The organism is Staphylococcus sp. HMSC06C11, assembly GCF_001808345.1.
Lineage (GTDB): Bacteria > Bacillota > Bacilli > Staphylococcales > Staphylococcaceae > Staphylococcus > Staphylococcus capitis.
The window spans coordinates 1-26192 of the sequence record NZ_KV793049.1; the positions used below are offsets into that span (position 1 = coordinate 1).

At 34.2% G+C, this 26192-nt stretch carries 27 protein-coding genes; all 27 read left to right on the forward strand.

Translation table 11 applies throughout. The annotated features are described in order from the left end of the window. Positions 1-368: 368 nt before the first annotated feature. The 27 genes from HMPREF3154_RS10980 to HMPREF3154_RS11110 all read left to right on the forward strand — a co-directional run bounded on the left by HMPREF3154_RS10980 (position 369) and on the right by HMPREF3154_RS11110 (position 26181). The gene (locus tag HMPREF3154_RS10980; RefSeq protein WP_070474721.1) at positions 369-896 is read left to right on the forward strand and encodes a GNAT family N-acetyltransferase; all 528 of its coding nucleotides are present in this window, start codon (positions 369-371) and stop codon (positions 894-896) included. A gap of 37 nt (positions 897-933) precedes the next feature. After that, a complete protein-coding gene (locus HMPREF3154_RS10985; RefSeq protein WP_070474723.1) occupies positions 934-2268 on the forward strand; it encodes an aminotransferase class I/II-fold pyridoxal phosphate-dependent enzyme in 1335 nt (444 codons plus the stop codon). Between the two features lies 1 nt (position 2269). Beyond that, positions 2270-2887, forward strand: coding sequence for a dTMP kinase (gene tmk / locus HMPREF3154_RS10990; RefSeq protein ID WP_002436838.1), 618 nt, complete (start codon positions 2270-2272; stop codon positions 2885-2887). A 27-nt stretch (positions 2888-2914) separates the two neighbouring features. After that, positions 2915-3244 (forward strand): cyclic-di-AMP receptor, encoded by a 330-nt coding sequence (locus HMPREF3154_RS10995; protein ID WP_002452447.1) that lies wholly within the window; start codon positions 2915-2917, stop codon positions 3242-3244. A gap of 327 nt (positions 3245-3571) precedes the next feature. After that, on the forward strand, positions 3572-4498 hold the full coding sequence (locus HMPREF3154_RS11000) for a DNA polymerase III subunit (protein ID WP_030061102.1): 927 nt from the start codon (positions 3572-3574) through the stop codon (positions 4496-4498). 1 nt (position 4499) lies between these two features. After that, positions 4500-5303 carry a PSP1 domain-containing protein gene (locus HMPREF3154_RS11005; protein ID WP_070474725.1) on the forward strand — a complete coding sequence of 268 codons (804 nt, stop codon included), beginning with the start codon at positions 4500-4502 and terminating at the stop codon, positions 5301-5303. A gap of 16 nt (positions 5304-5319) precedes the next feature. Further along, positions 5320-5667 carry a DNA replication initiation control protein YabA gene (yabA, locus tag HMPREF3154_RS11010; RefSeq protein WP_002436812.1) on the forward strand — a complete coding sequence of 116 codons (348 nt, stop codon included), beginning with the start codon at positions 5320-5322 and terminating at the stop codon, positions 5665-5667. A gap of 96 nt (positions 5668-5763) precedes the next feature. Continuing rightward, positions 5764-6489 (forward strand): tRNA1(Val) (adenine(37)-N6)-methyltransferase, encoded by a 726-nt coding sequence (locus tag HMPREF3154_RS11015; protein WP_030061104.1) that lies wholly within the window; start codon positions 5764-5766, stop codon positions 6487-6489. Beyond that, positions 6482-6730: a GIY-YIG nuclease family protein gene (locus HMPREF3154_RS11020; protein WP_002436834.1), complete on the forward strand. Its 249-nt coding sequence runs from the start codon at positions 6482-6484 to the stop codon at positions 6728-6730. The genes HMPREF3154_RS11015 and HMPREF3154_RS11020 overlap by 8 nt, the downstream gene beginning before the upstream one ends. A gap of 1 nt (position 6731) precedes the next feature. Continuing rightward, complete coding sequence (gene rsmI, locus HMPREF3154_RS11025) at positions 6732-7571, forward strand: 16S rRNA (cytidine(1402)-2'-O)-methyltransferase (RefSeq protein ID WP_030061105.1); 840 nt, start codon at positions 6732-6734, stop codon at positions 7569-7571. Between the two features lie 214 nt (positions 7572-7785). Then, positions 7786-9756: a methionine--tRNA ligase gene (gene metG, locus HMPREF3154_RS11030; RefSeq protein WP_070474727.1), complete on the forward strand. Its 1971-nt coding sequence runs from the start codon at positions 7786-7788 to the stop codon at positions 9754-9756. 27 nt (positions 9757-9783) lie between these two features. Continuing rightward, complete coding sequence (locus HMPREF3154_RS11035; protein ID WP_030061108.1) at positions 9784-10554, forward strand: TatD family hydrolase; 771 nt, start codon at positions 9784-9786, stop codon at positions 10552-10554. A gap of 202 nt (positions 10555-10756) precedes the next feature. Further along, positions 10757-11308, forward strand: a complete 552-nt coding sequence (gene rnmV, locus HMPREF3154_RS11040; RefSeq protein WP_002452453.1) for a ribonuclease M5 — start codon at positions 10757-10759, stop codon at positions 11306-11308. Further along, complete coding sequence (gene rsmA, locus HMPREF3154_RS11045; protein ID WP_030061110.1) at positions 11309-12193, forward strand: 16S rRNA (adenine(1518)-N(6)/adenine(1519)-N(6))-dimethyltransferase RsmA; 885 nt, start codon at positions 11309-11311, stop codon at positions 12191-12193. It abuts the gene before it with no gap. Between the two features lie 105 nt (positions 12194-12298). After that, positions 12299-12562: a biofilm formation stimulator Veg gene (veg, locus tag HMPREF3154_RS11050; protein WP_001832193.1), complete on the forward strand. Its 264-nt coding sequence runs from the start codon at positions 12299-12301 to the stop codon at positions 12560-12562. Between the two features lie 317 nt (positions 12563-12879). Next, positions 12880-13728 (forward strand): 4-(cytidine 5'-diphospho)-2-C-methyl-D-erythritol kinase, encoded by an 849-nt coding sequence (ispE, locus tag HMPREF3154_RS11055; protein WP_002436768.1) that lies wholly within the window; start codon positions 12880-12882, stop codon positions 13726-13728. 14 nt (positions 13729-13742) lie between these two features. After that, complete coding sequence (purR, locus tag HMPREF3154_RS11060) at positions 13743-14567, forward strand: pur operon repressor (RefSeq protein WP_002436794.1); 825 nt, start codon at positions 13743-13745, stop codon at positions 14565-14567. Between the two features lie 20 nt (positions 14568-14587). Beyond that, complete coding sequence (locus HMPREF3154_RS11065) at positions 14588-14965, forward strand: RidA family protein (protein ID WP_002436792.1); 378 nt, start codon at positions 14588-14590, stop codon at positions 14963-14965. A 68-nt stretch (positions 14966-15033) separates the two neighbouring features. Continuing rightward, positions 15034-15342: a septation regulator SpoVG gene (spoVG, locus tag HMPREF3154_RS11070; protein ID WP_001832195.1), complete on the forward strand. Its 309-nt coding sequence runs from the start codon at positions 15034-15036 to the stop codon at positions 15340-15342. A gap of 224 nt (positions 15343-15566) precedes the next feature. Next, the gene (glmU, locus tag HMPREF3154_RS11075) at positions 15567-16922 is read left to right on the forward strand and encodes a bifunctional UDP-N-acetylglucosamine diphosphorylase/glucosamine-1-phosphate N-acetyltransferase GlmU (protein ID WP_070474729.1); all 1356 of its coding nucleotides are present in this window, start codon (positions 15567-15569) and stop codon (positions 16920-16922) included. A 140-nt stretch (positions 16923-17062) separates the two neighbouring features. Further along, positions 17063-18028, forward strand: a complete 966-nt coding sequence (locus tag HMPREF3154_RS11080) for a ribose-phosphate diphosphokinase (protein ID WP_002436814.1) — start codon at positions 17063-17065, stop codon at positions 18026-18028. Between the two features lie 173 nt (positions 18029-18201). After that, positions 18202-18861: a 50S ribosomal protein L25/general stress protein Ctc gene (locus HMPREF3154_RS11085; RefSeq protein WP_002436828.1), complete on the forward strand. Its 660-nt coding sequence runs from the start codon at positions 18202-18204 to the stop codon at positions 18859-18861. Positions 18862-19121: 260 nt separating this feature from the next. Beyond that, positions 19122-19694, forward strand: coding sequence for an aminoacyl-tRNA hydrolase (pth, locus tag HMPREF3154_RS11090; protein ID WP_002452459.1), 573 nt, complete (start codon positions 19122-19124; stop codon positions 19692-19694). Continuing rightward, on the forward strand, positions 19691-23200 hold the full coding sequence (gene mfd, locus HMPREF3154_RS11095) for a transcription-repair coupling factor (RefSeq protein WP_030061147.1): 3510 nt from the start codon (positions 19691-19693) through the stop codon (positions 23198-23200). The genes pth and mfd overlap by 4 nt, the downstream gene beginning before the upstream one ends. Continuing rightward, entirely contained in the window at positions 23190-24731 is a 1542-nt protein-coding gene (locus tag HMPREF3154_RS11100) for a polysaccharide biosynthesis protein (protein ID WP_070474731.1), read from the forward strand. The genes mfd and HMPREF3154_RS11100 overlap by 11 nt, the downstream gene beginning before the upstream one ends. After that, positions 24728-25921 carry a MazG nucleotide pyrophosphohydrolase domain-containing protein gene (locus tag HMPREF3154_RS11105; RefSeq protein ID WP_030061151.1) on the forward strand — a complete coding sequence of 398 codons (1194 nt, stop codon included), beginning with the start codon at positions 24728-24730 and terminating at the stop codon, positions 25919-25921. Before HMPREF3154_RS11100 ends, HMPREF3154_RS11105 begins: the two co-directional genes overlap by 4 nt. Further along, positions 25918-26181 carry an RNA-binding S4 domain-containing protein gene (locus HMPREF3154_RS11110; RefSeq protein ID WP_002436795.1) on the forward strand — a complete coding sequence of 88 codons (264 nt, stop codon included), beginning with the start codon at positions 25918-25920 and terminating at the stop codon, positions 26179-26181. The genes HMPREF3154_RS11105 and HMPREF3154_RS11110 overlap by 4 nt, the downstream gene beginning before the upstream one ends. The last annotated feature ends 11 nt before the right edge of the window (positions 26182-26192 follow it).

Genomic DNA, 26192 nt, shown 5'->3' on the forward strand with positions numbered 1-26192 from the left:
AGAGACGCAAATGAAGAAAGATGCGAGCGCTTGTTCTCGAAGCAGAGGAAGCACCTTAGCGCCGAAGGTAGCCGACTTACGTTCTAAAGTAAAATAAGTATTTTTTTAATACTTAATTTTACTTACTTAATGGCCAAAGCCATTAAGAACCAATTGCCAGGCAAATAAATCGTATGGATGCGATGAGCCGAATCGAGACCGCAAGGTCTCTTTTTTTATGCGAAAATAAAGAGATTTAAAAGAGTAAAGATCAATTATTTCAAAGAAAGAACGAGCATAAATTTTTCTAGTATTAGTGAAGTATTAGAGAAATTTATGCTTTTTTAATACACTAGTAGTAAATGAGTAAATTTTTGAGGAGCATTAATATGATTATAAGAGCTTTAGAGGAAACGGATTTACCTTTCGTACATCATTTAAATAATGAATATTCAATTATGTCATATTGGTTTGAAGAACCTTATCAATCACTTAGTGAATTGGAGAATCTTTATAACAAGCATATTTTAGATGAATCTGAGCGACGATTTATCATTGAAGAAGATGAGGTATCTATCGGTGTAGTAGAGTTATTAGAAATCAATTTTATACATCGTACTTGTGAAGTTTTAATTATTATAGATCCTCAATTTGCGAATCGTGGTTATGCTAAAAAAGCTTTCAAAATGGCAATTGATTATGCATTTTTAGTATTAAATATGAATAAAGTATATTTATATGTAGACATTAAAAATGAAAAAGCTGTTCACATTTATAAAAGTAATAATTTCGAGATTGAAGGTACATTAAAGGAACATTTCTATACACGTGGAGAGTATAGAGATTGTTATGTGATGGGATTATTAAAGAGAAATTGGGTTAATCAACATGATGATGATTTATCTCATATTAGGTAGAAGTGTTGCATTGGGAGAATAGAAAAGAGTGGATAAGATGGAAAAACCTATAACAAATAAACTTGAAGAGTTAATTGATAATAAAGTTATTTCAATGCATGTTCCAGGACATAAGAACATGACTATAGGAAATTTAAATCAACTAAAAATTAATATGGATATGACAGAAATTACGGGACTTGATGATATGCATCAACCAGAAGATATCATTTTAGAAAGTATGTCTCATTTTAAAAAACACGATGATTATGATGCATTTTTGCTTATTAATGGGACTACTTCAGGGATACTCTCTGTGATACAGGCATTTTCAGAGAAAAAGGGACGATATCTTATTAGTAGAAATGTTCATAAATCAGTTTTCCATGGGTTAGACTTAGCAAAAGCACAAGCTACTTTTACAGCTATGCATCAAAGTAACCTAACATGTCAATATGTAGAACCAATACTAGAAGATGTGATTGAGGATTATAAGCTAGGTATTTGTACATATCCAAATTATTACGGAGAAACATTTAATATTGGAAATTTCATTAATAAATTACATGATAATGGCATTCCAGTATTAGTAGATGAAGCGCATGGCGCACATTTTGATCTCGAAGGTTTTCCGATTTCGTCTATGAATTATGGTGCGGATTATGTGGTTCAGTCTTATCATAAGACGTTACCAGCTTTAACCATGGGCTCAGTTTTATTTATACATAAAGATGCGCCTTTACGTTCACAAGTAATAGAGTATTTATCTTATTTTCAAACTTCAAGTCCCTCATATTTAGTTATGTCTAGTTTGGAATATGCTCAAGAATTCTATAATGAATTTAAAAGTGAGTTATTCTTTGAAAAGAGAAAACATTTTATAAAAGTATTAAAAAAGAAAGGATTCAACATTGGTGAACCCGACGATGCTGTTAAATTAGTCGTTAGTTATGATGGTTTTGAAGGGTATGATATACAACGTTGGTTCGAAGATCATAATATTTTTGTTGAATTAGTTGATGAGCATCAAATTTTGCTAGTATTACCACTTTGGCATGAAAATGACGTATTTCCGTTTGAATTATTAATTAAAACAATAAATGAAATGGAGATTCCTGAACGAGCTGAACATGCTCCTAAAAAATTGAATTTGATGCTAGCATCGAGTGAGTATAGGGCAGTTCATTTTCCAAAAGTAAAAGAGATAGCAATTCATCAAGCGGAAGGTGAAGTTTTAGCACAGCATATTGTGCCATATCCTCCTGGAATACCAGTAATGTTTAGAGGAGAAGTTATCACGACACATATGATAAAATTATTACAACATTATTCAAACCTCGAAATAAAAGTTGAAGGTTTGAAAGATCAAAATTTTTTAGTTAAGGATGAATAAAATGTCAGCTTTTATAACGTTTGAAGGGCCTGAAGGAGCAGGAAAAACCTCTGTAATATCGAAAGTAAGTCAAAAATTAGCTACAGATATGGATGTTATTACAACTCGTGAACCTGGTGGAGTTCCTACAGGAGAAGAAATACGTAGAGTTGTATTAGAGGGAAATAACATGGATATTCGAACTGAGGCGATGTTGTTTGCAGCCTCAAGACGTGAGCACCTTGTTGAAAAAGTTATCCCGGCATTAAAAAAAGATAAAATTGTACTATGTGATAGATATATTGATAGTTCTTTAGCTTATCAAGGATATGCAAGGGGTATAGGTATTGAAGAAGTGAAAACTTTAAATGAATTTGCAATAAATGGATTGTATCCTGACTTAACTATTTATTTAGATGTAAGTGCTGAAGTAGGACATCAACGTATCCTTAAAAATCAACGTAATCAAAACCGTTTAGATCAGGAAGATAAGGCGTTTCATGAGAAAGTGATTGAAGGTTATCAGAGAGTCATCGATAGCGATCCTGAACGTTTTGTTAAAGTAAATGCGGATCAGGATTTGGAAAATGTTGTTGAGGAAGCTTACCAATCTATCATCAAATATTTAAAAAATATGTGATATAATATTAATAAGAGGTGTTATAAAATGAAGATGATTATAGCGATCGTCCAAGATCAAGATAGTCAAGAACTTTCAGACCAACTCGTAAAAAATAATTTTAGAGCAACTAAATTGGCTACTACAGGCGGATTTTTAAGAGCCGGTAATACTACATTCTTATGTGGTGTTAATGATGAACGTGTTGAAGAACTATTAACGGTTATTGATAACACTTGTGGTAATAGAGAACAACTTGTTTCTCCAATTACTCCAATGGGTGGTAGTGCTGATTCATATATTCCATATCCAGTTGAAGTTGAAGTAGGTGGAGCAACAGTATTTGTTATGCCAATCGAGGCCTTTCACCAATTTTAAATAGAAATAAATGGTCGTTAAATCAAGTGTATGTAAGTTGAAGAGCTGATTAATAGCGACTGTACTGGAATCAATTCAGTTATGAAATAGTAATTATTTTAATTACAATGTTGGGCTGCTTTGAAATGTAGCTTAGGATTGAGGTCATATTCATTCAAAACATGGTTTATCCTTTGAGTTATAGCATTGAAATTCGTTATTATATGTATTAATGTAAAGGATTACTGTTCGCATTGTTAAATTTGATTGAAGTAAGATGTCTACAATCTCAAGCTAATTTTTGAGTAGTCTTTTTTTATATAAGAAATTAAGAAGGAGTCGTCAATCATGGATGAACAACAACAGTTAGCTCATGCATATCATTCAAATAAGTTATCACACGCTTATTTATTTGAGGGTGACGATGCTCAAACTATGAAACATGTAGCTATTAACTTTGCTAAGTTGATTTTGTGTGCAGAGGATAGCCAGTGCGAACTGAAAGTTGATACATTTAATCATCCTGATTTCATGTATGTTTCTTCTGATGAGAACACGATTAAGAAAGAACAAATAGAAAGACTCGTACACTATATGAATCAATTGCCGATTGATGGACGCTATAAAGTGTATATTATCGAAGATTTTGAAAAATTAACTGTTCAAGGTGAAAATAGTATACTAAAATTTTTAGAAGAACCACCAGAGAATACAATCGCGATTTTATTATCGACTAAACCAGAACAAATCTTGGATACGATACATTCTAGGTGTCAACATGTTTATTTTAAGCCAATTGATAGAAAACAGTTTATTGAGCGATTGGTTGAAGCATCACTAACTAAACCTGTTGCTGAAATGATAAGTACATACACAACTCAAGTTGAGACAGCAATAGCATTGAATGAAGAATATGATTTAACTGCTTTAAGAAAGTCAGTTATCCGTTGGTGTGAACTTATTTTATCTAATAAACCAATGGCGATGATTGGTATTATTGATTTGCTTAAACAGGCTAAGAATCGCAAATTACAATTGTTAACATTAGCAGCAGTAAATGGTTTTTTTGAAGACATGATGCATGCAAAAGTAAATATAGATAATCATTTTATATATAGTGATTTGAGTGTGGAAATGAAAAAATACGCGGAAAGTTTAACGTTTAATCAAATGACTCTGATGTATGACCAACTGACTGAAGCTCATAAGAAATTAAACCAAAACGTTAATCCAACACTCGTATTTGAACAAATAGTAATAAGAGGTGTGAGATGAGATGCCAAATGTTGTAGGTGTTCAGTTTCAAAAAGCAGGGAAATTGGAATATTATGCGCCTAACCAACTAAATGTGAACGTTGGCGATTGGGTGGTCGTTGGGTCTAAACGAGGCATTGAAATAGGTATTGTAAAATTCCCGCCGAAAGATGTCGCTAATGAAGATGTTACTTTACCTTTAAAAGAAATTATTCGAGTAGTCAATGAAGAAGATGAAGAACAATATTATAATAATGAGCGCGACGCAAAACAGGCTTTAGAACTTTGTAAGAGAGTGGTAAAGGAACAAAATTTGGATATGCGTTTAGTAAATTGTGAATACACACTAGATAAGTCGAAGGTTATTTTCAATTTTACTGCAGATGATCGTATTGATTTTCGAAAATTAGTTAAGGTATTGGCACAAAATTTAAAAACAAGAATTGAATTACGACAAATTGGCGTAAGAGATGAAGCGAAGTTATTAGGTGGTATTGGGCCATGCGGTCGTTCGCTTTGTTGTTCAACATTTTTAGGTGACTTTGAACCTGTATCTATTAAAATGGCTAAGGATCAAAACCTATCATTAAATCCAACTAAAATTTCAGGAGCATGTGGGCGATTAATGTGTTGTTTGAAATATGAAAATGATTATTACGAAGAAGCAAGAGCACAGTTGCCCGATGTTGGTGAGTTAGTTCAAACTCCTGATGGAAGTGGAAAAGTTATAGGTTTAAATATTTTAGATATTTCAATGCAAGTAAAAATAGAAGGACTTGAACAACCATTAGAGTACAAAATGGAAGAAATTGAAGCGTTTAACTAAGGAGGTTTAGCGACCTTTGAATAGAAATGAATTATTCGAGAGATTAATGCGACTTGAACGAAATGTAGGACAATTAACGAACGATATGACTGAACTCAAAGATTTAGCTGTTGAACTTGTTGAAGAGAATGTGGCGTTGCAAGTTGAAAATGATAATCTAAAAAGATTGATGGAGAAAGACGAGCAGTCAGAATCTAACAATGAAGAAAGAAGTCATTCAAAGCACGTTAAAACGCCTTCTCCAAGTAAAGATAATTTAGCTATGTTATATCGAGAAGGATTTCATATATGTAAAGGCGAATTGTTTGGAAAACACAGACACGGAGAAGATTGCCTACTGTGTTTAAATGTATTAAGTGATTAATGTTTTGAAAGGTCGATATGATTAAATTTAAGGGTGTATTATATGTATGAAAAGAAAATCATGCTATAATGACATCCTTTTTTTAGGAGTAAAAGTATGCTTAAAGAAAATGAGAGATTAGATTGTTTAATTAAAGAGGGGTATGAGATTATTCAAAATGATGATGTGTTTTCTTTTTCAACAGATGCACTGTTATTAGGACATTTGACTGAAGTTAGAAAAAACGATCGAATCATGGACTTATGTTCTGGAAACGGAGTTATACCTTTGCTATTAGCCGCAAAGTGCAATCAAAAGATAGAAGCCATTGAAATCCAAGACCAATTAGTAGAAATGGCTCGTCGCAGTTTTGTACACAATAGCTTAGATGAGAGACTTACAATGTATCTGATGGATTTGAACAATGTATATGACGCCTTCAAACCTTCTCAATATACTTTAGTCACATGTAATCCACCTTATTTTAAAGTGAATCAACTGAATCAACATCAAAAAGAAGCGCATAAAATAGCACGTCATGAGGTAATGTGTGATTTCACTGATTGCGTTAAAGCTGCACGGCATTTGCTTAAGGAAGGTGGACGATTTATCGTCGTACATCGTGCGGATAGGCTTATGGATGTCTTAACTGAAATGAGAAATGGTAAAATTGAACCTAAGAAACTCACTTTTGTATACAGTAAAGCTAATAAATCAGCACAAACGATTGTAGTTGAGGGACGAAAAGGTGGGAAACAAGGGCTAGATATACAGCAACCTTTTTATATTTACAATCAAGATGGTACATATAGTGATGAAATGAAAGGCATATATTATGGATAGACATTTTGTTTATATAGTTAAATGTATGGATGGCAGTTTGTATACTGGTTATGCGAAAGACGTGAATGCGCGTGTTGCAAAACATAATGAAGGTAAAGGTGCTAAATATACTAAAATAAGACGTCCGGTAGAGTTAGTTTATCAAGAAATGTATGGGACAAAATCTGAAGCGTTAAAAAGAGAGTATGAAATTAAAACATTTTCTAGAAAGAAAAAATTAAAAATGATTGAGGAGGGGTAACATGGCAACTTTATTTTTAGTAGGAACGCCTATAGGAAATCTAGCTGATATAACGTTTCGTGCGGTAGACACATTAAAAAATGTAGATATGATTGCATGTGAAGATACTAGAGTGACACGAAAGTTATGTGACCATTACGAGATTGAAACACCTTTAAAATCGTACCATGAACATAACAAAGAACAACAAACAGAGTATTTAATTGAGCAACTCATTTCTGGTTTAAATATAGCTTTAGTTTCAGATGCGGGGTTACCGCTTATAAGTGATCCAGGATATGAGTTAGTTGTTGAAGCACGTAACCAGAATATAAATGTAGAAACAATCCCTGGACCTAATGCAGGTTTAACAGCACTAATGGCAAGTGGTCTTCCTTCTTTTACATATACATTTTTAGGCTTTTTACCTAGAAAAGAGAAAGAAAAATTAGATGTATTGCAAGAGAGAATGTATCAATATAGTACTTTGATTTTATATGAATCTCCACATCGTGTTACTGACACACTTAAAGCAATAGCTAAAGTTGATAATATGAGAAAAATAGCTATAGGCAGAGAACTGACTAAAAGATTTGAGCAACTTATGACTTTACCAGTTGAGCACATGCTAGAAATGATTCAAAGTGGTGACATTCCACTAAAAGGTGAATTTGTGATTCTAATTGAAGGCGCACGTCCTTTAGTCAATCACTCATGGTTTGAGGAATTAAGTATTAAAGAACATGTTGAATATTATATTGAAAGAGATCAATTAAAACCGAAGAAAGCAATTAAGTCAGTAGCGCTAGATCGTGGAATGAAAACTGGAGAAGTATACAATATATATCATGATGTAGAATAAAAATTATTATGTTCTACATGTATTTAATTAGTGATGAATTCACGTGAAAGCCACCATAAAACACCGATTTTATGGTATTGTAGTAAAGATGATGACAATTCATTTTCAAATGATGAGAGAATGTGAAAGTTGATACATAGTAGTGCGCTACTTCATTGAAAAGAAAAATAAATTTAGATATCATTTATTATGTAATTAATGAGGAGGACCAGTGATGGCTAAAGATACATTTTATATAACTACCCCAATTTATTATCCAAGTGGGAACTTACACATCGGTCATGCATACTCTACTGTCGCAGGCGACGTTATTGCGCGCTATAAAAGAATGCAAGGGTATGATGTTCGTTATTTAACAGGTACAGATGAACATGGCCAAAAAATTCAAGAAAAAGCTCAAAAAGCTGGTAAAACTGAATTAGAATATTTAGATGAAATGATTGCCGGAATTAAAAGTTTATGGGATAAACTCGAAATTTCAAATGATGATTTTATTCGTACAACTGAAGAACGTCATAAGCAAGTTGTTGAAAAAGTGTTTGAACGCCTACTTAAACAAGGTGATATTTATTTAGGAGAATACGAAGGTTGGTATTCAGTTCCTGATGAAACTTATTATACAGAATCACAACTTGTTGACCCAGTTTATGAAAATGGGGAAATTGTAGGGGGGGGAAGTCCAGATTCCGGACATGAAGTTGAACTTGTTAAAGAAGAAAGTTATTTCTTTAATATTAATAAATATACAGATCGTTTATTAGAGTTTTATGATGAAAATCCAGATTTCATCCAACCTCCATCTAGAAAAAATGAAATGATTAATAACTTTATCAAACCTGGATTAGAAGATTTAGCTGTATCTCGTACATCATTTGACTGGGGAGTTCGTGTACCATCAAATCCTAAACATGTTGTATACGTTTGGATTGATGCGCTTGTAAACTATATTTCTTCTTTAGGCTATTTATCAGATGATGAAGAACTTTTCAATAAATATTGGCCTGCAGATATCCATTTAATGGCTAAGGAAATCGTACGTTTCCACTCTATTATTTGGCCGATATTATTAATGGCTTTAGACTTACCGCTACCTAAGAAAGTCTTCGCGCATGGTTGGATTTTAATGAAAGACGGTAAAATGAGTAAATCTAAAGGTAATGTTGTTGATCCTAATGTATTAATTGACCGCTATGGTCTAGATGCTACGCGTTATTACTTAATGCGTGAGTTACCGTTTGGTTCAGATGGAGTATTCACTCCAGAAGCTTTCGTTGAACGCACGAATTATGATTTAGCGAATGACCTAGGTAACTTGGTTAATCGTACAATTTCAATGATAAATAAATATTTCCAAGGTGAGTTACCAGCATATCAAGGTCCTAAACATGAACTTGATGAAGATATGGAAGCGATGGCACTTGAAACAGTTAAAAACTTTAATGAAAATATGGAAAGTTTACAATTCTCTGTAGCATTATCAACGGTTTGGAAATTTATTAGCCGTACGAATAAATATATTGATGAAACTCAACCATGGGTATTAGCTAAAGATGAGGATCAACGTGACATGCTTGGTAATGTAATGGCACATCTAGTTGAGAACATTCGTTTTTCAGCTGTTTTACTGCAACCATTCTTAACACATGCACCAAGAGAGGTTTTCAAACAACTTAACATGAATGACCCTAAATTATCGCAATTAGAAAGTCTTGAAAGCTACGGTGCACTTACTGAACCAATATTAGTTACTGAAAAGCCAACACCTATTTTCCCAAGATTAGATACGGAAGCGGAAATAGCTTATATTAAAGAATCTATGCAACCACCTAAATCTGAAGAAAAAGAGGAAGTGCCAAGTAAAGAACAAATTGATATTAAAGACTTTGATAAAGTTGAAATTAAAGCTGCAACAATTACTGATGCTGAAAATGTTAAAAAATCAGATAAATTATTGAAAATTCAAATTGATTTAGACAACGAACAACGTCAAATCGTATCTGGAATAGCAAAATTCTATAAACCTGAAGATATTATTGGTAAAAAAGTTGCTGTAGTTACCAATCTAAAACCTGCTAAATTAATGGGACAAAAATCTGAAGGTATGATTTTATCAGCAGAGAAAGATGGGGTACTGACATTAGTAAGTTTACCAAGTGCAATTCCAAACGGTGCAGTCATTAAATAATATTGTTTAAAGATAGGAGAGATAATGATGTTAATCGATACACATGTACATTTAAATGATGAACAATATGATGAAGATTTAAATGAAGTGATATCTCGCGCGCAAGAAGCAGGCGTAGATAGAATGTTCGTAGTAGGATTTGATACACCTACTATAGAACGCACTATGGAACTCATAGATAAATATGAATTTATTTATGGAATTATCGGTTGGCATCCTGTCGATGCTATAGATTGTACAGACGAACGATTAGAGTGGATTGAAAGCCTGTCTAAGCATCCTAAGATTATTGGTATCGGAGAAATGGGCTTAGACTATCATTGGGATAAATCTCCTGCTGATGTTCAAAAAGAAGTATTTAGAAAGCAAATTGCCCTAGCTAAACGTGTGAAATTACCTATAATTATTCACAATCGTGAAGCAACTCAAGACTGTGTTGACATTTTAATGGAGGAACATGCCGAAGAAGTCGGTGGCATCATGCACAGTTTTAGCGCTTCGCCTGAAATTGCGGATGTTGTCATAAACAAGTTGAATTTCTATGTTTCTCTTGGTGGTCCAGTTACTTTCAAAAATGCCAAACAGCCTAAAGAAGTGGCACAACATGTACCTATGGATCGTTTGTTATGTGAAACTGATGCACCATATTTATCTCCACATCCTTATAGAGGTAAACGAAATGAACCAGAACGTGTGACTTTAGTTGCACAACAAATTGCTGATTTACGAGATATGTCCTATGAGGAAGTTTGTCGACAAACGACTGAAAATGCAGAACGTTTATTTAAATTGAACTAATAATAATTATAGTGGGAAAGGTGTCCGACTTTGAAAGGATGAATATCATCACACTTTTAAAAGTATGAGACATCTTTCTCATTTTTTATAAATTTAAGAGTGCCGGTATAGTAATATTAAAGATTCAAGTAGCTCATGTTTTAATAATTAGAATTATTTATATAAAATAAAGTTAAATGTCATAGACTTGGAAGGTATAAATATGAAGATTAATGAATTTATCGTTGTAGAAGGTAGGGATGATACTGAACGTGTTAAAACTGCTGTAGAATGCGATACAATTGAAACGAATGGTAGTGCAATCAATCAGGATACACTAAATGTTATACGTCACGCTCAAGAAACTAGAGGTGTTATTGTACTGACTGACCCTGATTTCCCAGGTGATAAAATTCGACATACAATACGTGATTATGTACCAGGTGTGAAACATGCTTACTTAGATAGAGAAAAAGCTAAAAACAAAAGAGGTAAAATTGGCATTGAGCATGCAAACGTTAAAGATATTCGTGAAGCTTTAATGCATGTGAGCTCTCCATTAGAAGAAGCAGAAGAAACTATTGATAAGAGTGTACTTATTGATTTAGGGCTTATTATTGGTAAGGATGCAAGACGTCGTAGAGAGATATTAGGACAAAAACTACATATTGGTCACTCAAATGGCAAACAATTGCTAAAGAAACTTAACGCATTTGGTTATACAGAACAAGATGTAAGAGAGGCATTACTTGATGATGAAAGAAGGGAGAAATAAATGGAACATAAAGATATAGCTACACCATCTCGTACGCGAGCTTTATTAGACCAATACGGTTTTAACTTTAAAAAAAGTTTGGGCCAAAACTTCTTAGTTGATGTAAATATAATTAATAAAATTATTGATGCGAGTCAAATAGATGATACTACGGGCGTAATTGAAGTTGGTCCTGGTATGGGATCATTGACTGAACAGCTTGCTAAAAATGCTAAAAAAGTGATGTCTTTTGAAATAGACCAAAGATTAATTCCAGTTCTTGAGGATACTCTTGCTCCATATGATAATGTGACAATTATTAATGAAGATATATTAAAAGCAAATATTAGTAAAGCAGTTCATACACACCTAAGTGATTGTGAAAAAATCATGGTTGTGGCAAATTTACCTTATTATATTACTACGCCTATATTATTAAATTTAATGCAACAAGATATACCTATAGATGGCTATGTGGTAATGATGCAAAAAGAAGTTGGTGAACGTCTTAATGCAACTGTAGGTACTAAAGCATATGGTTCACTTTCAATAGTTGCTCAATATTATACAGAGACAAGTAAAGTTCTGACAGTGCCTAAATCGGTGTTTATGCCACCTCCAAATGTTGATTCTATTGTAGTAAAACTGATGCAACGTGAAGAACCTTTAGTACAAGTTGATAATGAAGAAGCGTTTTTTAAATTAGCTAAAGCTGCATTTGCACAACGACGTAAAACAATTAATAATAACTACCAAAACTTTTTTAAAGATGGTAAAAAGCATAAAGCGTCAATATTAAATTGGTTGGAAAGTGCAGAAATTGATCCAAAACGACGTGGTGAAACGCTTACAATACAAGATTTTGCTAATTTATATGAGGAAAAGAAAAAATTCCCAGAATTATAAAATTAATATGTTGACAAAGGTCATTTACCTTGATAAAATTTAAATTTTATTTGACGAAAACGCTCTGAATATGGTATTATGTAACTTGTAGCGAGGTGGGGCAATATGCCAAAATCAATTTTGGACATCAAAAATTCTATTGATTGTCATTTAGGAAATCGTATTGTACTTAAAGCCAATGGTGGACGCAAAAAGACAATTGAACGCTCAGGTGTTTTAAAAGAAACATATCCTTCAGTATTCATTGTCGAGTTAGATCAAGATAAACACAACTTTGAACGCGTATCTTATACATACACTGATGTGCTTACAGAGAACGTACAAGTTTCATTTGAAGAAGATAATCATCAAGAAGCAGTTGCACACTAATTATAAACACATAAGAGTGATTGATTACTCTAAACTTCACAGTTTTATATTATATTTATTAAGGTGAGTATTGGGCGAAAAGTTCAATACTCTTTTTTTGGTATAAGGTCCTCGTAAAGTTTGAGTCATAGTTACTCAGGACTTTTCAAATACGGCTCATATAAAAATTTATATTTTAAAAAATCAAAAAACGTATATTATTACTTTTTAAAATGTATTTCATTAAGATTTTACGAAAAATTGAAGGTAATCTATCAAATATTTAAGACCTTTATGTTAAAATCATCTTATTAATAATTCGAAGAGAGGGCGGAAAAATGATATATGAAACGGCACCTGCCAAAATAAATTTTACGCTCGATACCCTTTTCAAAAGAGATGATGGTTATCATGAAATAGAAATGATTATGACTACGATTGATTTAAACGATCGATTATCTTTTCAAAAACGCAAAGATAAAAAGATTGTTGTAGATATTGAACATAATTATGTGCCTAATGATCACAAGAACCTTGCATATAGAGCGGCGCAATTGATGGTTGATACGTATAATATTAAAGAGGGCGTTACAATTACTATTGATAAAGATATACCAGTTTCGGCTGGATTAGCTGGTGGTTCTGCGGATGCGGCAGCTACGATGAGAGGTATGAATCGTTTGTTTGAGTTAGGTAAATCATTAGATGAATTATCGGCACTAGGTATACAAATTGGGACGGATATCCCGTTTTGTATTTATAATAAGACTGCAGTATGTACTGGTCGAGGTGAATGTGTGACATTTTTAGATAAACCACCTTCTGCATGGGTAGTTTTGGCTAAACCAGATTTAGGAATATCCTCTCCAGATGTATTTAAAGCACTAAACTTAAACGAAAAGCATGTTGTAAATAACGATATGTGCAAACAGGCTTTAAAAACAAACAATTACTATCAATTATGTGAGAGCTTATCTAACCGTTTAGAGCCTATTTCGATATCAATGCATCCAGAAATAAAAAAGCTGAAAGATAACATGTTACAATGCGGTGCTGATGGTGCATTAATGAGCGGGAGTGGTCCAACGGTATATGGTTTAGCTCAAAAAGAGCGACAGGCTAAAAACATTTATAATTCAGTTAACGGATGTTGCAACGAAGTATATTTAGTAAGATTATTAGGATAGAAGGGTTTGAAAAAATGAGATATAAAAGAAGCGAACGTATTGTGTTTATGACTCAATACCTTATGAATCATCCGAATAAATTAATACCCCTCACTTTTTTCGTTAAAAAATTTAAACAAGCGAAATCTTCTATAAGTGAAGATGTTCAAATCATTAAAAACACTTTTCAAAAAGAACAGTTGGGTACGGTTATTACAACTGCTGGTGCAAGTGGTGGTGTGACTTATAAACCAATGATGAGTAAGGCTGAAGCGACTGAGGTTGTTAACGAAGTCATTACGCATTTACAAGAAAAAGAACGATTGTTGCCTGGAGGCTATTTATTCTTATCAGATTTAGTTGGCAACCCTACTTTATTGAATAAAGTAGGCAAGTTGATTGCAAGTATTTATATGGAAGAGCAACTAGATGCTGTCGTGACAATTGCCACTAAAGGTATATCGCTTGCTAATGCAGTAGCAAACGTATTAAATTTACCTGTAGTGGTTATTAGAAAAGACAATAAGGTAACTGAAGGTTCTACTGTTTCCATTAACTATGTTTCTGGATCATCAAGAAAGATAGAAACTATGGTGTTATCAAAACGTACTTTAGCTGAGAATTCCAATGTCCTCGTAGTAGACGATTTTATGAGAGCTGGGGGCTCTATAAATGGAGTTATGAATTTAATGAACGAGTTTAAAGCTCACGTAAAAGGGGTATCAGTACTTGTAGAATCAAAAGAAGTTAAACAAAGATTGATTGAAGATTATACTTCCTTAGTCAGATTATCAGATGTCGATGAATATAATCAGGAATTTAAAGTAGAGCCAGGCAACAGCTTGTCTAAATTTTCTTAGAAAAGGAGCATTTATACAACATGAAAACAGTAAACACAAACAAAGCACCAGAAGCATTAGGACCATATTCACATGCTACAGTAGTTAATGACTTAGTCTTTACATCAGGTCAAATTCCATTAACACTTGATGGAAATATCGTTAGCGATGATGTACAAGAACAAACGAAGCAAGTTTTAGAAAATTTAACTGTAGTACTTCAAGAAGCTGGTTCTGATTTAGATTCAGTTGTGAAAGCAACAATTTTTATTTCTGATATGAATAATTTCCAAAAAATTAATGAAATCTATGGAGATTATTTCGGCAAATACCAACCTGCACGTAGCTGTGTTGAGGTAGCACGTTTACCTAAAGACGTGAAGGTGGAAATTGAATTGATAGGTAAAGTTAAGGAATAATAATTTTCTTTTAAAAAATATTGTCAAGCTTCTAATTAATATAAAGATATACTAGGGGGGCTCACTACATGAAAGTGACAGATGTAAGACTTAGAAAAATACAAACTGATGGCAGAATGAAAGCTCTTGTTTCCATTACACTTGATGAAGCATTTGTAATCCATGACTTACGTGTAATTGAAGGAAACTCAGGTTTATTCGTTGCTATGCCAAGTAAACGTACACCAGATGGTGAATTCCGCGACATTGCGCATCCAATCAACTCTGATATGCGTCAAGAAATTCAAGATGCTGTAATGAAAGTATATGATGAAACTGATGAAGTCATTCCGGATAAAAATGCGACTTCAGACAATGAAGAATCAGACGAAGCTTAATTAAAAAATATAAAATTAAAGTATAAAAAATGGTCAACGTTTCAAATGTCGGAGCGTTGACCATTTTTTATGACAACAACTCATTGTCGCCCGATATTTACATAATTTAAGTTGTTTATAAAAAATTAACGATTAGTTAACAAAAACTTTTAAAAGTTGAAAGTCTATTAGTTGTTAAATTATAATAATTATGAAGTGTAAATTTTAATGGAGGGTTAGCATTCATGCAAAGACATGCGATTATTTTGGCAGCAGGTAAAGGCACAAGAATGAAATCTAAAAAATATAAAGTGCTTCATGAAGTTGCTGGCAAGTCAATGATTGAACATGTTCTCAACAATGTTAAACAATCTGGAGTTAATCAAATTGTAACTATCGTTGGACACGGCGCAGAAAGTGTCAAAGAAACTTTAGGCGATCAATCATTATACAGTTTTCAAGAGGAACAACTTGGAACAGCACATGCTGTAAAGATGGCATATGAACATTTGGAAGATAAAGAGGGGACAACTTTAGTTGTGTGTGGTGATACGCCGTTAATCACATCTAAGACGTTAGAATCACTTATCGACCAACACGAAAGTACAGAAGCACAAGTAACTGTATTATCTGCATCAACTCAACAACCGTACGGATATGGTCGAATTGTAAGAGATTCCAACCATCAATTAGAACGAATTGTTGAAGAAAAAGACGCAAATGAAAACGAACGTGCGATTAAGGAAATTAGTTCTGGTATTTTTGCTTTTGATAATAAAGAGCTATTTGATAAATTAGCACAAGTCAAAAATGATAACGTTCAAGGTGAATATTATTTACCTGATGTTTTATCGCTTATTTTAGACGATGGTGGTAAGGCAGAAGTGTACCATACAGATGATTTTGACGAAATCATGGGTGTCAACGATAGAGTTATGTTAAGTCAGGTTGAAAAAGCTCTACAAAAACGTATTAATCATTACCATATGAGAAATGGCGTAACTATTATTGACCCAGATTCAACATTTATCGGTCCTGATGTAGAAATAGGTGCTGACACAACAATAGAACCAGGTGTACGTATTGGTGGCCGTACGATTATCGGTGAAGACGTATTAGTTGGTCAATATTCTGAAATTAATAATAGTACAATTCGTTCGAATGCTAACATCAAACAATCTGTCATTAACGATTCAGTTGTAGGAGAAAAAACAAAAGTTGGGCCATTTGCTCAGTTAAGACCAGGCTCAAATCTTGGCGCAGATGTAAAAGTTGGCAACTTTGTTGAAGTTAAGAAGTCAGATCTCAAAGATGGCGCAAAAGTTTCACATCTTAGCTATATTGGTGATGCTGAAATTGGTGAAAGAACAAACATTGGCTGTGGTTCTATAACTGTTAATTACGATGGGGTAAATAAATTTAAAACGATTGTAGGTAACGATGCGTTTATTGGTTGTAATACTAACCTCATAGCCCCTGTAACAGTAAATGATCACACCCTTATTGCAGCTGGTTCAACAATTACAGATGATATACCTGAAGATAGCTTAGCCATCGCGCGCGCTAGACAAGTGAATAAAGAAGGCTATTTGAAAAAATAGTTAATTAAAAAAAACATGTTGTTAGATTAAAGTGGAAATGAATTAGCAATAGAAATTATTTTGATTTAACTTGTAACATAGTAAAAAAGTTCTATTTTCTATATAATAAACAGTGTAAGTAAATAATTGGAGGACTATAAATGTTAAATAATGAATATAAGAATTCATCATTAAAGATCTTTTCGCTCAAAGGTAATGAACCTTTAGCACAAGAAGTAGCAGATCATGTAGGGATTGAACTAGGGAAATGTTCAGTAAAACGTTTTAGTGACGGAGAAATTCAAATTAACATCGAAGAAAGTATCCGTGGTTGTGATGTGTTTATTATTCAACCAACTTCATATCCTGTAAACCTTCATTTAATGGAGTTACTTATTATGATTGACGCATGTAAACGTGCTTCGGCAGCTAATATTAACATCGTAGTTCCTTACTATGGTTATGCACGTCAAGATAGAAAAGCGCGAAGCCGTGAACCGATTACAGCTAAATTAGTTGCAAATCTTATTGAAACAGCAGGTGCCAATCGTATGATTGCTCTTGATTTACATGCACCTCAAATTCAAGGATTCTTCGATATCCCAATCGACCACTTAATGGGTGTACCTATCCTTGCTCAACATTTTGAAAATGACCCTAATATCAATCCAGAAGAATGTGTTGTTGTTTCACCAGACCATGGTGGTGTAACACGCGCACGTAAATTAGCAGACATTTTAAAAACTCCAATTGCAATTATCGATAAACGTCGTCCAAAACCAAATGTAGCAGAAGTCATGAATATTGTTGGTGAGATTGAAGGACGCACAGCAATTATTATTGATGATATTATCGATACTGCTGGAACAATTACATTAGCCGCGCAAGCACTTAAAGATAAAGGTGCTAAAGAAGTTTATGCTTGTTGTACGCACCCTGTATTATCAGGTCCAGCTAAAGAACGTATTGAAAACTCTGCAATTAAAGAATTGATCGTTTCAAATTCTATTCAATTAGAGGACAGCAGAAAACCATCTAATACTAAAGAACTTTCTGTAGCAGGATTAATCGGTAAAGCGATTATCCGTGTTTATGAACGAGAATCTGTAAGTGTATTATTTGACTAAAGGTTACAAATGCGTTTGACGAATTAACTAACAACGTGTATAATACATTCGTTCGTGAATTTACGGACAAATAAACACTTGCAAGCAACTATAGAGTTGATGGGCAAGTGAGGAGCAGATGAGAACAGTCGATAGATTGTTAATACTGCAAAATTTGAAAGGTGGAAATTTGAATGGCTTCATTAAAGTCAATCATCCGTCAAGGTAAACAAACTCGTTCTGACCTTAAACAATTAAGAAACTCAGGTAAAGTACCTGCAGTTGTATACGGTTACGGTACTAAAAATACTTCAGTTAAAGTTGATGAAGTTGAATTCATCAAAGTAATCCGTGAAGTAGGACGTAATGGTGTTATTGATTTAGGCGTAGGTTCTAAAACAATTAAAGTAATGGTTTCAGATTATCAATTTGACCCATTAAAAAACCAAATTACTCATATCGACTTCTTAGCAATCAACATGAGTGAAGAACGTACTGTAGAAGTACCAGTTCACTTAGTTGGTGAAGCTGTAGGCGCTAAAGAAGGTGGCGTAGTTGAACAACCATTATTCGACTTAGAAGTTTCAGCTACTCCAGAAAATATCCCTGAATCAATCGAAGTGGATATCTCTGAATTACAAATCAACGACAGCTTCTCTGTTGCTGATGTTAAGATTACTGGTGACTTCACTATCGAAAATGACCCAGAGGATTCAATCGTAACAGTCGTTCCTCCAACAGACGAACCTTCTGAAGAAGAAGTGGAAGCTATGGAAGGTGAATCAGCTACTGAAGAACCTGAAGTTGTTGGTGACGACAAAGAATCTGAAGAAGAAAACAAAGAAGAAGAGTAATTTCTTTTTGCTTTCTAACTGTCATTCATATGATGGCTTTAGATGATTAATGACATACAAGCACTGTGCTTATACTAATAAGCATGGTGCTTTTTGTGTTATTATAGGGAATGATTAATTATTTGAAGTGATATGAAAATATGGACGGATGATATGACGATAACGTGTATGATTTCGTCCCTTCATTTTCAATAAAAAAAACCGGTCCAAATTGATACGGCTGATAGATAAATTAAGAATAATGACGGAGGTAACATAAGATGAAGTGTATTGTCGGTCTCGGCAACATAGGTAAACGTTTCGAACTTACAAGACATAATATTGGTTTTGAAGTTATCGATTATATATTAGAACGTAATCAATTTACACTCGATAAACAAAAGTTTAAAGGTGCTTACACGATTGAGCGTTTAAATGGGGACAAAGTATTATTTATAGAACCAATGACAATGATGAATCTTTCAGGCGAAGCGGTAGCACCGTTAATGAATTATTATAATGTTGAACCTGAAGATTTAATCGTTTTGTATGATGATTTAGATTTAGAGCAGGGACAAGTGCGTCTGCGTCAAAAGGGGAGCGCGGGTGGACACAATGGAATGAAATCTATAATTAAAATGCTTGGTACTGATCAATTTAAACGTATTCGAATTGGAGTAGGGAGACCAACGAATGGTATGTCAGTTCCTGACTACGTATTACAACGCTTTTCTAAAGAAGAAATGGTAACTATGGACAAAGTGATTGAACATGCTGCTAGAGCTGTCGAAGCTTTCATAGAATCATCAAGATTTGATCATGTAATGAATGAATATAATGGTGAAGTCAATTGAAATCAATAATTACTGATTATATTAGTGAAGATAAGCGTTTTCAGGAATTAGACGACGTTTTTGGACAGGAGAATATATTAGTTACAGGTCTCTCCCCTTCTGCTAAAGCAACGATTATTGCTGAGAAATATTTAAAAGATCAGAAACAATTACTACTTGTAACTAACAATTTGTATCAAGCAGATAAAATTGAAACAGATTTATTACAATATGTTGATGGCTCAGAAGTTTATAAATATCCCGTTCAAGATATTATGACTGAAGAGTTTTCTACACAAAGTCCTCAGTTGATGAGTGAACGCGTACGAACATTGACGGCGTTAGCCCAAGGCCAACGAGGGTTATTTATCGTGCCTTTAAATGGCTTTAAGAAATGGCTAACTCCAGTCGATATGTGGAAAAATCATCAAATGACATTAAAAGTAGGCGAAGACATTGATGTCGAGGCGTTTCTTAACAAACTAGTTAATATGGGATATCGTCGAGAAAGTGTAGTATCTCATATTGGTGAATTCTCACTACGTGGGGGCATTATCGATATATATCCATTGATAGGATCGCCGGTAAGAATAGAGTTATTTGATACAGAAGTCGACTCCATTAGAGATTTCGATGTTGAAACACAACGTTCTAATGAGAACTTAGATGAGGTAGATATTACTACTGCAAGCGACTATATCATCACTGATGAGGTTATTCAGCATCTACAAACACATTTGAAAGAAGCTTATGAACACACACGTCCTAAAATTGAAAAATCTGTACGCAATGATTTAAAAGAGACGTATGAAAGTTTTAAATTATTTGAGTCTACTTTCTTTGATCATCAATTATTACGTCGCTTAGTCGCATTTATGTATGAACAACCCTCTACTATTATAGATTACTTTAGAGATGATGCGGTTATCGCTGTAGATGAATTTAATCGTGTCAAAGAGACGGAAGAAACGTTAACTACTGAAGTTGACGATTTTATTAGTAATTTAATTGAGAGTGGAAATGGATTCATCGGTCAAAGTTTCATGAAATATGATGGGTTTGAAACTTTACTTGAGAAGAAACCAGTTGCATACTTCACGTTATTTACATCTTCAATGCAAGTACCATTGCAACATATCATTAAATTCTCATGTAAACCTGTTCAACAATTTTACGGTCAATACGATATCATGCGCTCTGAATTTCAAAGATATGTTCATAATGACTATACCATCATGGTGCTTGTGGAGACCGAAACTAAAGTAGAGCGTATTCAGTCTATGTTGAATGAAATGCACATCCCTACTGTTTCTCATATCCATGAAAAGGTAGATAGCGGACAAGCTATCGTAACGGAAGGTAGTTTGTCAGAAGGCTTTGAACTACCATACATGCAATTAGTGGTCATTACGGAGAGAGAACTTTTCAAGACTAAGCAAAAGAAACAGCGAAAACGCACCAAAACGATATCCAACGCTGAAAAGATCAAGTCTTATCAAGACTTGAATGTTGGCGACTACATTGTTCACGTGCATCATGGTGTGGGTCGTTACTTAGGTGTTGAAACACTTGAAGTAGGCGATACGCATCGAGATTATATTAAATTACAATACAAAGGAACAGATCAATTATTCGTACCAGTGGATCAAATGGATCAAGTTCAGAAGTATGTTGCTTCAGAGGATAAATCGCCAAGACTGAATAAATTAGGCGGTACAGAATGGAAAAAAACGAAAGCTAAAGTTCAACAAAGCGTTGAAGATATTGCTGATGAACTGATTGATCTGTATAAAGAGCGAGAGATGTCTGTGGGTTACCAATACGGGGAAGACACCGCAGAACAATCAGCCTTTGAGCATGATTTCCCTTATGAATTAACGCCAGACCAAGGTAAATCAATCGAAGAAATAAAAGGTGATATGGAACGTGAAAGACCTATGGATCGCTTATTATGTGGCGACGTAGGTTATGGTAAGACTGAAGTAGCTGTACGTGCTGCATTTAAAGCGGTTATGGAAGGGAAGCAAGTCGCATTCCTAGTACCAACCACAATTTTGGCGCAACAGCACTATGAAACGTTAATTGAACGTATGCAAGATTATCCTGTAGAAATTCAACTTGTCAGTCGTTTCCGTACGACGAAAGAGGTTCGTGAAACTAAAGAAGGCTTAAAATCTGGCTACGTTGATATTGTAGTAGGAACACACAAACTACTTGGTAAAGATATTCAATATAAGGATTTAGGCTTACTCATAGTCGATGAAGAACAACGCTTTGGTGTGCGCCATAAAGAGCGTATTAAAACACTTAAGAAGAACGTTGACGTGCTTACATTAACTGCAACCCCAATTCCAAGAACGTTGCATATGAGTATGTTAGGTGTTCGTGATTTATCCGTAATTGAAACACCACCTGAGAATCGTTTCCCAGTGCAAACCTATGTATTAGAGCAGAATACGAATTTTATTAAAGAAGCATTAGAACGTGAGTTATCTCGTGACGGCCAAGTATTCTATCTTTATAACAAAGTTCAATCAATTTATGAAAAACGTGAACAGCTTCAAATGTTAATGCCAGAAGCTAATATTGCTGTTGCACATGGACAAATGACAGAACGTGATTTAGAGGAAACAATGCTTAGCTTTATTAACCATGAATACGATATCCTCGTGACCACAACGATTATAGAAACAGGCGTAGATGTACCTAACGCGAATACATTGATTATCGAAGAAGCGGACCGGTTTGGTCTTAGTCAGCTGTATCAATTAAGAGGTCGTGTAGGACGTTCGAGTCGTATAGGTTATGCTTATTTCTTACATCCGGCGAATAAAGTTCTAAATGAAACTGCTGAAGAACGTTTACAAGCAATTAAAGAATTTACTGAATTAGGTTCAGGATTTAAAATTGCTATGCGAGATCTTAATATTCGTGGCGCGGGTAACTTACTTGGTAAACAACAACACGGCTTTATTGATTCTGTCGGTTTCGACCTATATTCACAAATGCTTGAAGAAGCCGTTAATGAGAAACGTGGTATTAAAGAAGAGACGCCAGATGCACCAGAAGTGGAAGTTGAACTTAACCTTGATGCGTACTTACCGGCTGAATATATTCAAAATGAACAAGCTAAAATTGAAATATATAAAAAGCTGCGTAAGGTTGAGACAGAAGATCAATTATTTGATGTGAAAGATGAATTAATCGATAGATTTAATGATTATCCTGTCGAAGTAGAACGTCTCTTAGACATCGTTGAAATCAAAGTACACGCTTTACATGCTGGTATTACTTTAATTAAAGATAAAGGTAAAACAGTTGAAATTTCACTCTCTAATAAAGCTACCGAAAATATTAATGGTGAAGAATTGTTTAAACAGACGCAACCTCTAGGTAGAGCGATGAAAGTAGGCGTACAAGAAAATGCGATGCGCGTTACTTTAACTAAATCTAAGCAATGGCTAGATAGTTTGAAATTCTTAGTTAAATGTATTGAAGAAAGTATGGCGATTGAAGATGAAGCATAAGCCTAAGCCTAAAACGGCATTCAATGGTGTTGTGATACTGACGCTAGCGCTTGTCATTGTTAAAATCTTAAGCGCTATTTATCGCGTACCTTACCAAAATGTTTTGGGCGATCAGGGTCTGTATGCTTATCAACAAATTTATCCTATTGTCGCTTTAGGAATGATTCTATCTATGAACGCAATACCTAGTGCGGTCACTCAAGTATTAGGTGTGCATAGTCCAATTGCATCATACTCGAAGGTCATGTTGAGATTACAGTATGTTGGCTTGGCCATATTTACAATCATATTCATTGGTGCGTATCCTTTAGCGCTATGGATGGGCGATTCAAGACTGACACCTATGTTAAGAATGGCAAGTTTTAGTTTTATATTTATTGGCATACTAGGTGTCTTACGCGGTTTTTATCAGACAAAACAAGCTATGAATATTCCAGCTATTTCCCAGGTAATAGAACAATTGATTCGAGTAAGTTTAATCATCGTAGCGATTGTTTTATTTTCTTTACACAGTTGGTCTATTTATCAGGCTGGTACACTCGCGATTTTAGCATCTTCTATTGGATTTTTAGGTTCCATGCTATATCTAGTGCTGACGCGTCCATTTTCCTTAAAATTAAAGCACAATACAGCTCATGTTGATTGGCGTCAGCTCTTCATGTCGATACTCATCTATGCATTAAGCCAATTAATTGTCATTTTATGGCAGGTGGTTGATAGCTTCACTGTTATACACACGCTTCAAGTGAGTGGTCTGTCATTCGATACAGCTATCCGATATAAAGGTATTTATGATAGAGGGGCATCCTTTATTCAAATGGGGTTAATTGTTACCACAACATTTAGTTTCGTACTTATACCTTTATTGACTGAAGCTATTCATCAACGCAATCAAGTTCTGATGAACCGATATGCGAATGCTTCAATTAAAATTACGGTATTGATAAGTTCTGCAGCAGGAATTGGCTTAATTAATCTCTTGCCACTCATGAATCGTGTCTTTTTTAAGAACGATAGTCTAACGGGAACACTCAGTATTTACATGATTACAGTCGTTTGTGTTTCACTTATTATGATGAATATAGCATTATTACAAGTATTGAATCGCATTAGACCTATTTTAGTGGGTATCGTACTTGGAATACTCTCAAAAGCTATTTTGAATATTATGTGTATCAGTCAGCTAAGTATCTTTGGTGCGAGTTTAAGTACCGTACTTTCATTAATTTTATTTGTAACTGTGCTACAAGTGGCAGTACTGAAACACTATCATTTTAGACGTATGTCGTTATTTATCATTAAACTCATAGGCGGTTTAGTGGTGATGAGTATAAGTGTGCAAATCATCATGCTCACCATTCCTGCCCATGGACGTGTAATGGGACTTATTGAATTAGTTATGAGTGCCTTCATTGGTGTTGGTGTTTTACTCATATATGTTGTAATGTTTAATGTATTAAGCTATAAAGAACTCAAATATTTACCTTTTGGAGATAAACTCTATCATTTTAAGAAAGGACGACGTTCATGACTCACACGATTACAGTTGTAGGTTTAGGTAATTATAATATCGATGATTTGCCACTAGGGGTATATCGTTTTCTGGAAAATAAAACCAAAATTTATGCGAGAACGCTAGATCATCCTGTCATAGAAGAGCTTAAAGAAACGCTTCAATTCGAAAGTTTCGATCATATATATGAAAAGAACTCGAGTTTTGAAGAGGTCTATCAAACGATAGTGAATGAATTAATTCAACACGCACAAACTGAAGATATCGTGTATGCTGTGCCAGGACATCCTCGTGTAGCTGAAACGACTACTGCCCAACTATTAGAATATAGTCAATCACATAATGATATTCAGGTGGAAATTTTAGGTGGTAAAAGCTTTATTGACGACATTTTTGAAGCGGTTGATTTAGATCCTAATGATGGATTTACGCTATTAGATGGTACTGCGATTCAAGAATCAATGCTTAATGTACGCACACATACATTGATTACTCAAGTCTACAGTGCAATGGTGGCTGCTGACTTAAAGTTAGTTTTAATGGAACGTTACCCAGATGATTTTGAAGTGAAAATTGTTACTGGTGCACATAGTGGAGGTTCACATGTAATTGAATGTCCACTTTATGAAATTGATCACCATGAAAATGAATTTAATAATCTTACTAGTATCTTTGTGCCAAAAGTAGAAGATGAGAAAGCACTATATCAAGACTTTGATTATGCCGTACAAACTATAGATGTTCTTGTAGATGACGAGAAAGGTTGTCCCTGGGATAAAGTTCAAACTCATGAAACGCTTAAACGATATTTATTAGAGGAAACATTTGAGTTGTTTGAAGCTATTGACAATGAAGATGATTGGCATATGATAGAAGAGCTTGGCGACATCTTATTGCAAGTATTACTGCATACAAGCATTGGTAAAAAAGATGGCTATATGGATATTAAAGAAGTGATTGAAAGCCTCAATGCTAAAATGATACGTCGACACCCACATATATTTGGAGAGGCACAAGCTGACTCTATGGACGACTTAAAAGATATTTGGTCAGCAGCGAAAGATAAAGAAGGAAAGAAACCTCGCGTCAAATTCGAGAAAGTATTTGCAGACCATTTCTTGAAGTTGTATGATGAAACCAAAAATAAACACTTTGACGAAGATGCTCTCAGAAACTTTTTACAACAAGGGGAGAATAATCAATCATGAGATTAGATAAATATTTAAAGGTATCACGACTCGTTAAACGTCGTACGTTAGCTAAAGAAATTAGTGATCAAGGTCGTGTTACTGTTAACGGAAACGTAGCGAAGGCGGGGACGGACGTTAAAGAAAACGATGAACTCGTCATACGCTTCGGACAAAAACTAGTAACTGTTAAAGTTACAGGTTTAAATGAACATGCTACAAAAGAAAATGCAAAAGGCATGTATGAGTTGATAAAAGAAGAACGCATTGATGAAGCGTGAGATGTATAGGG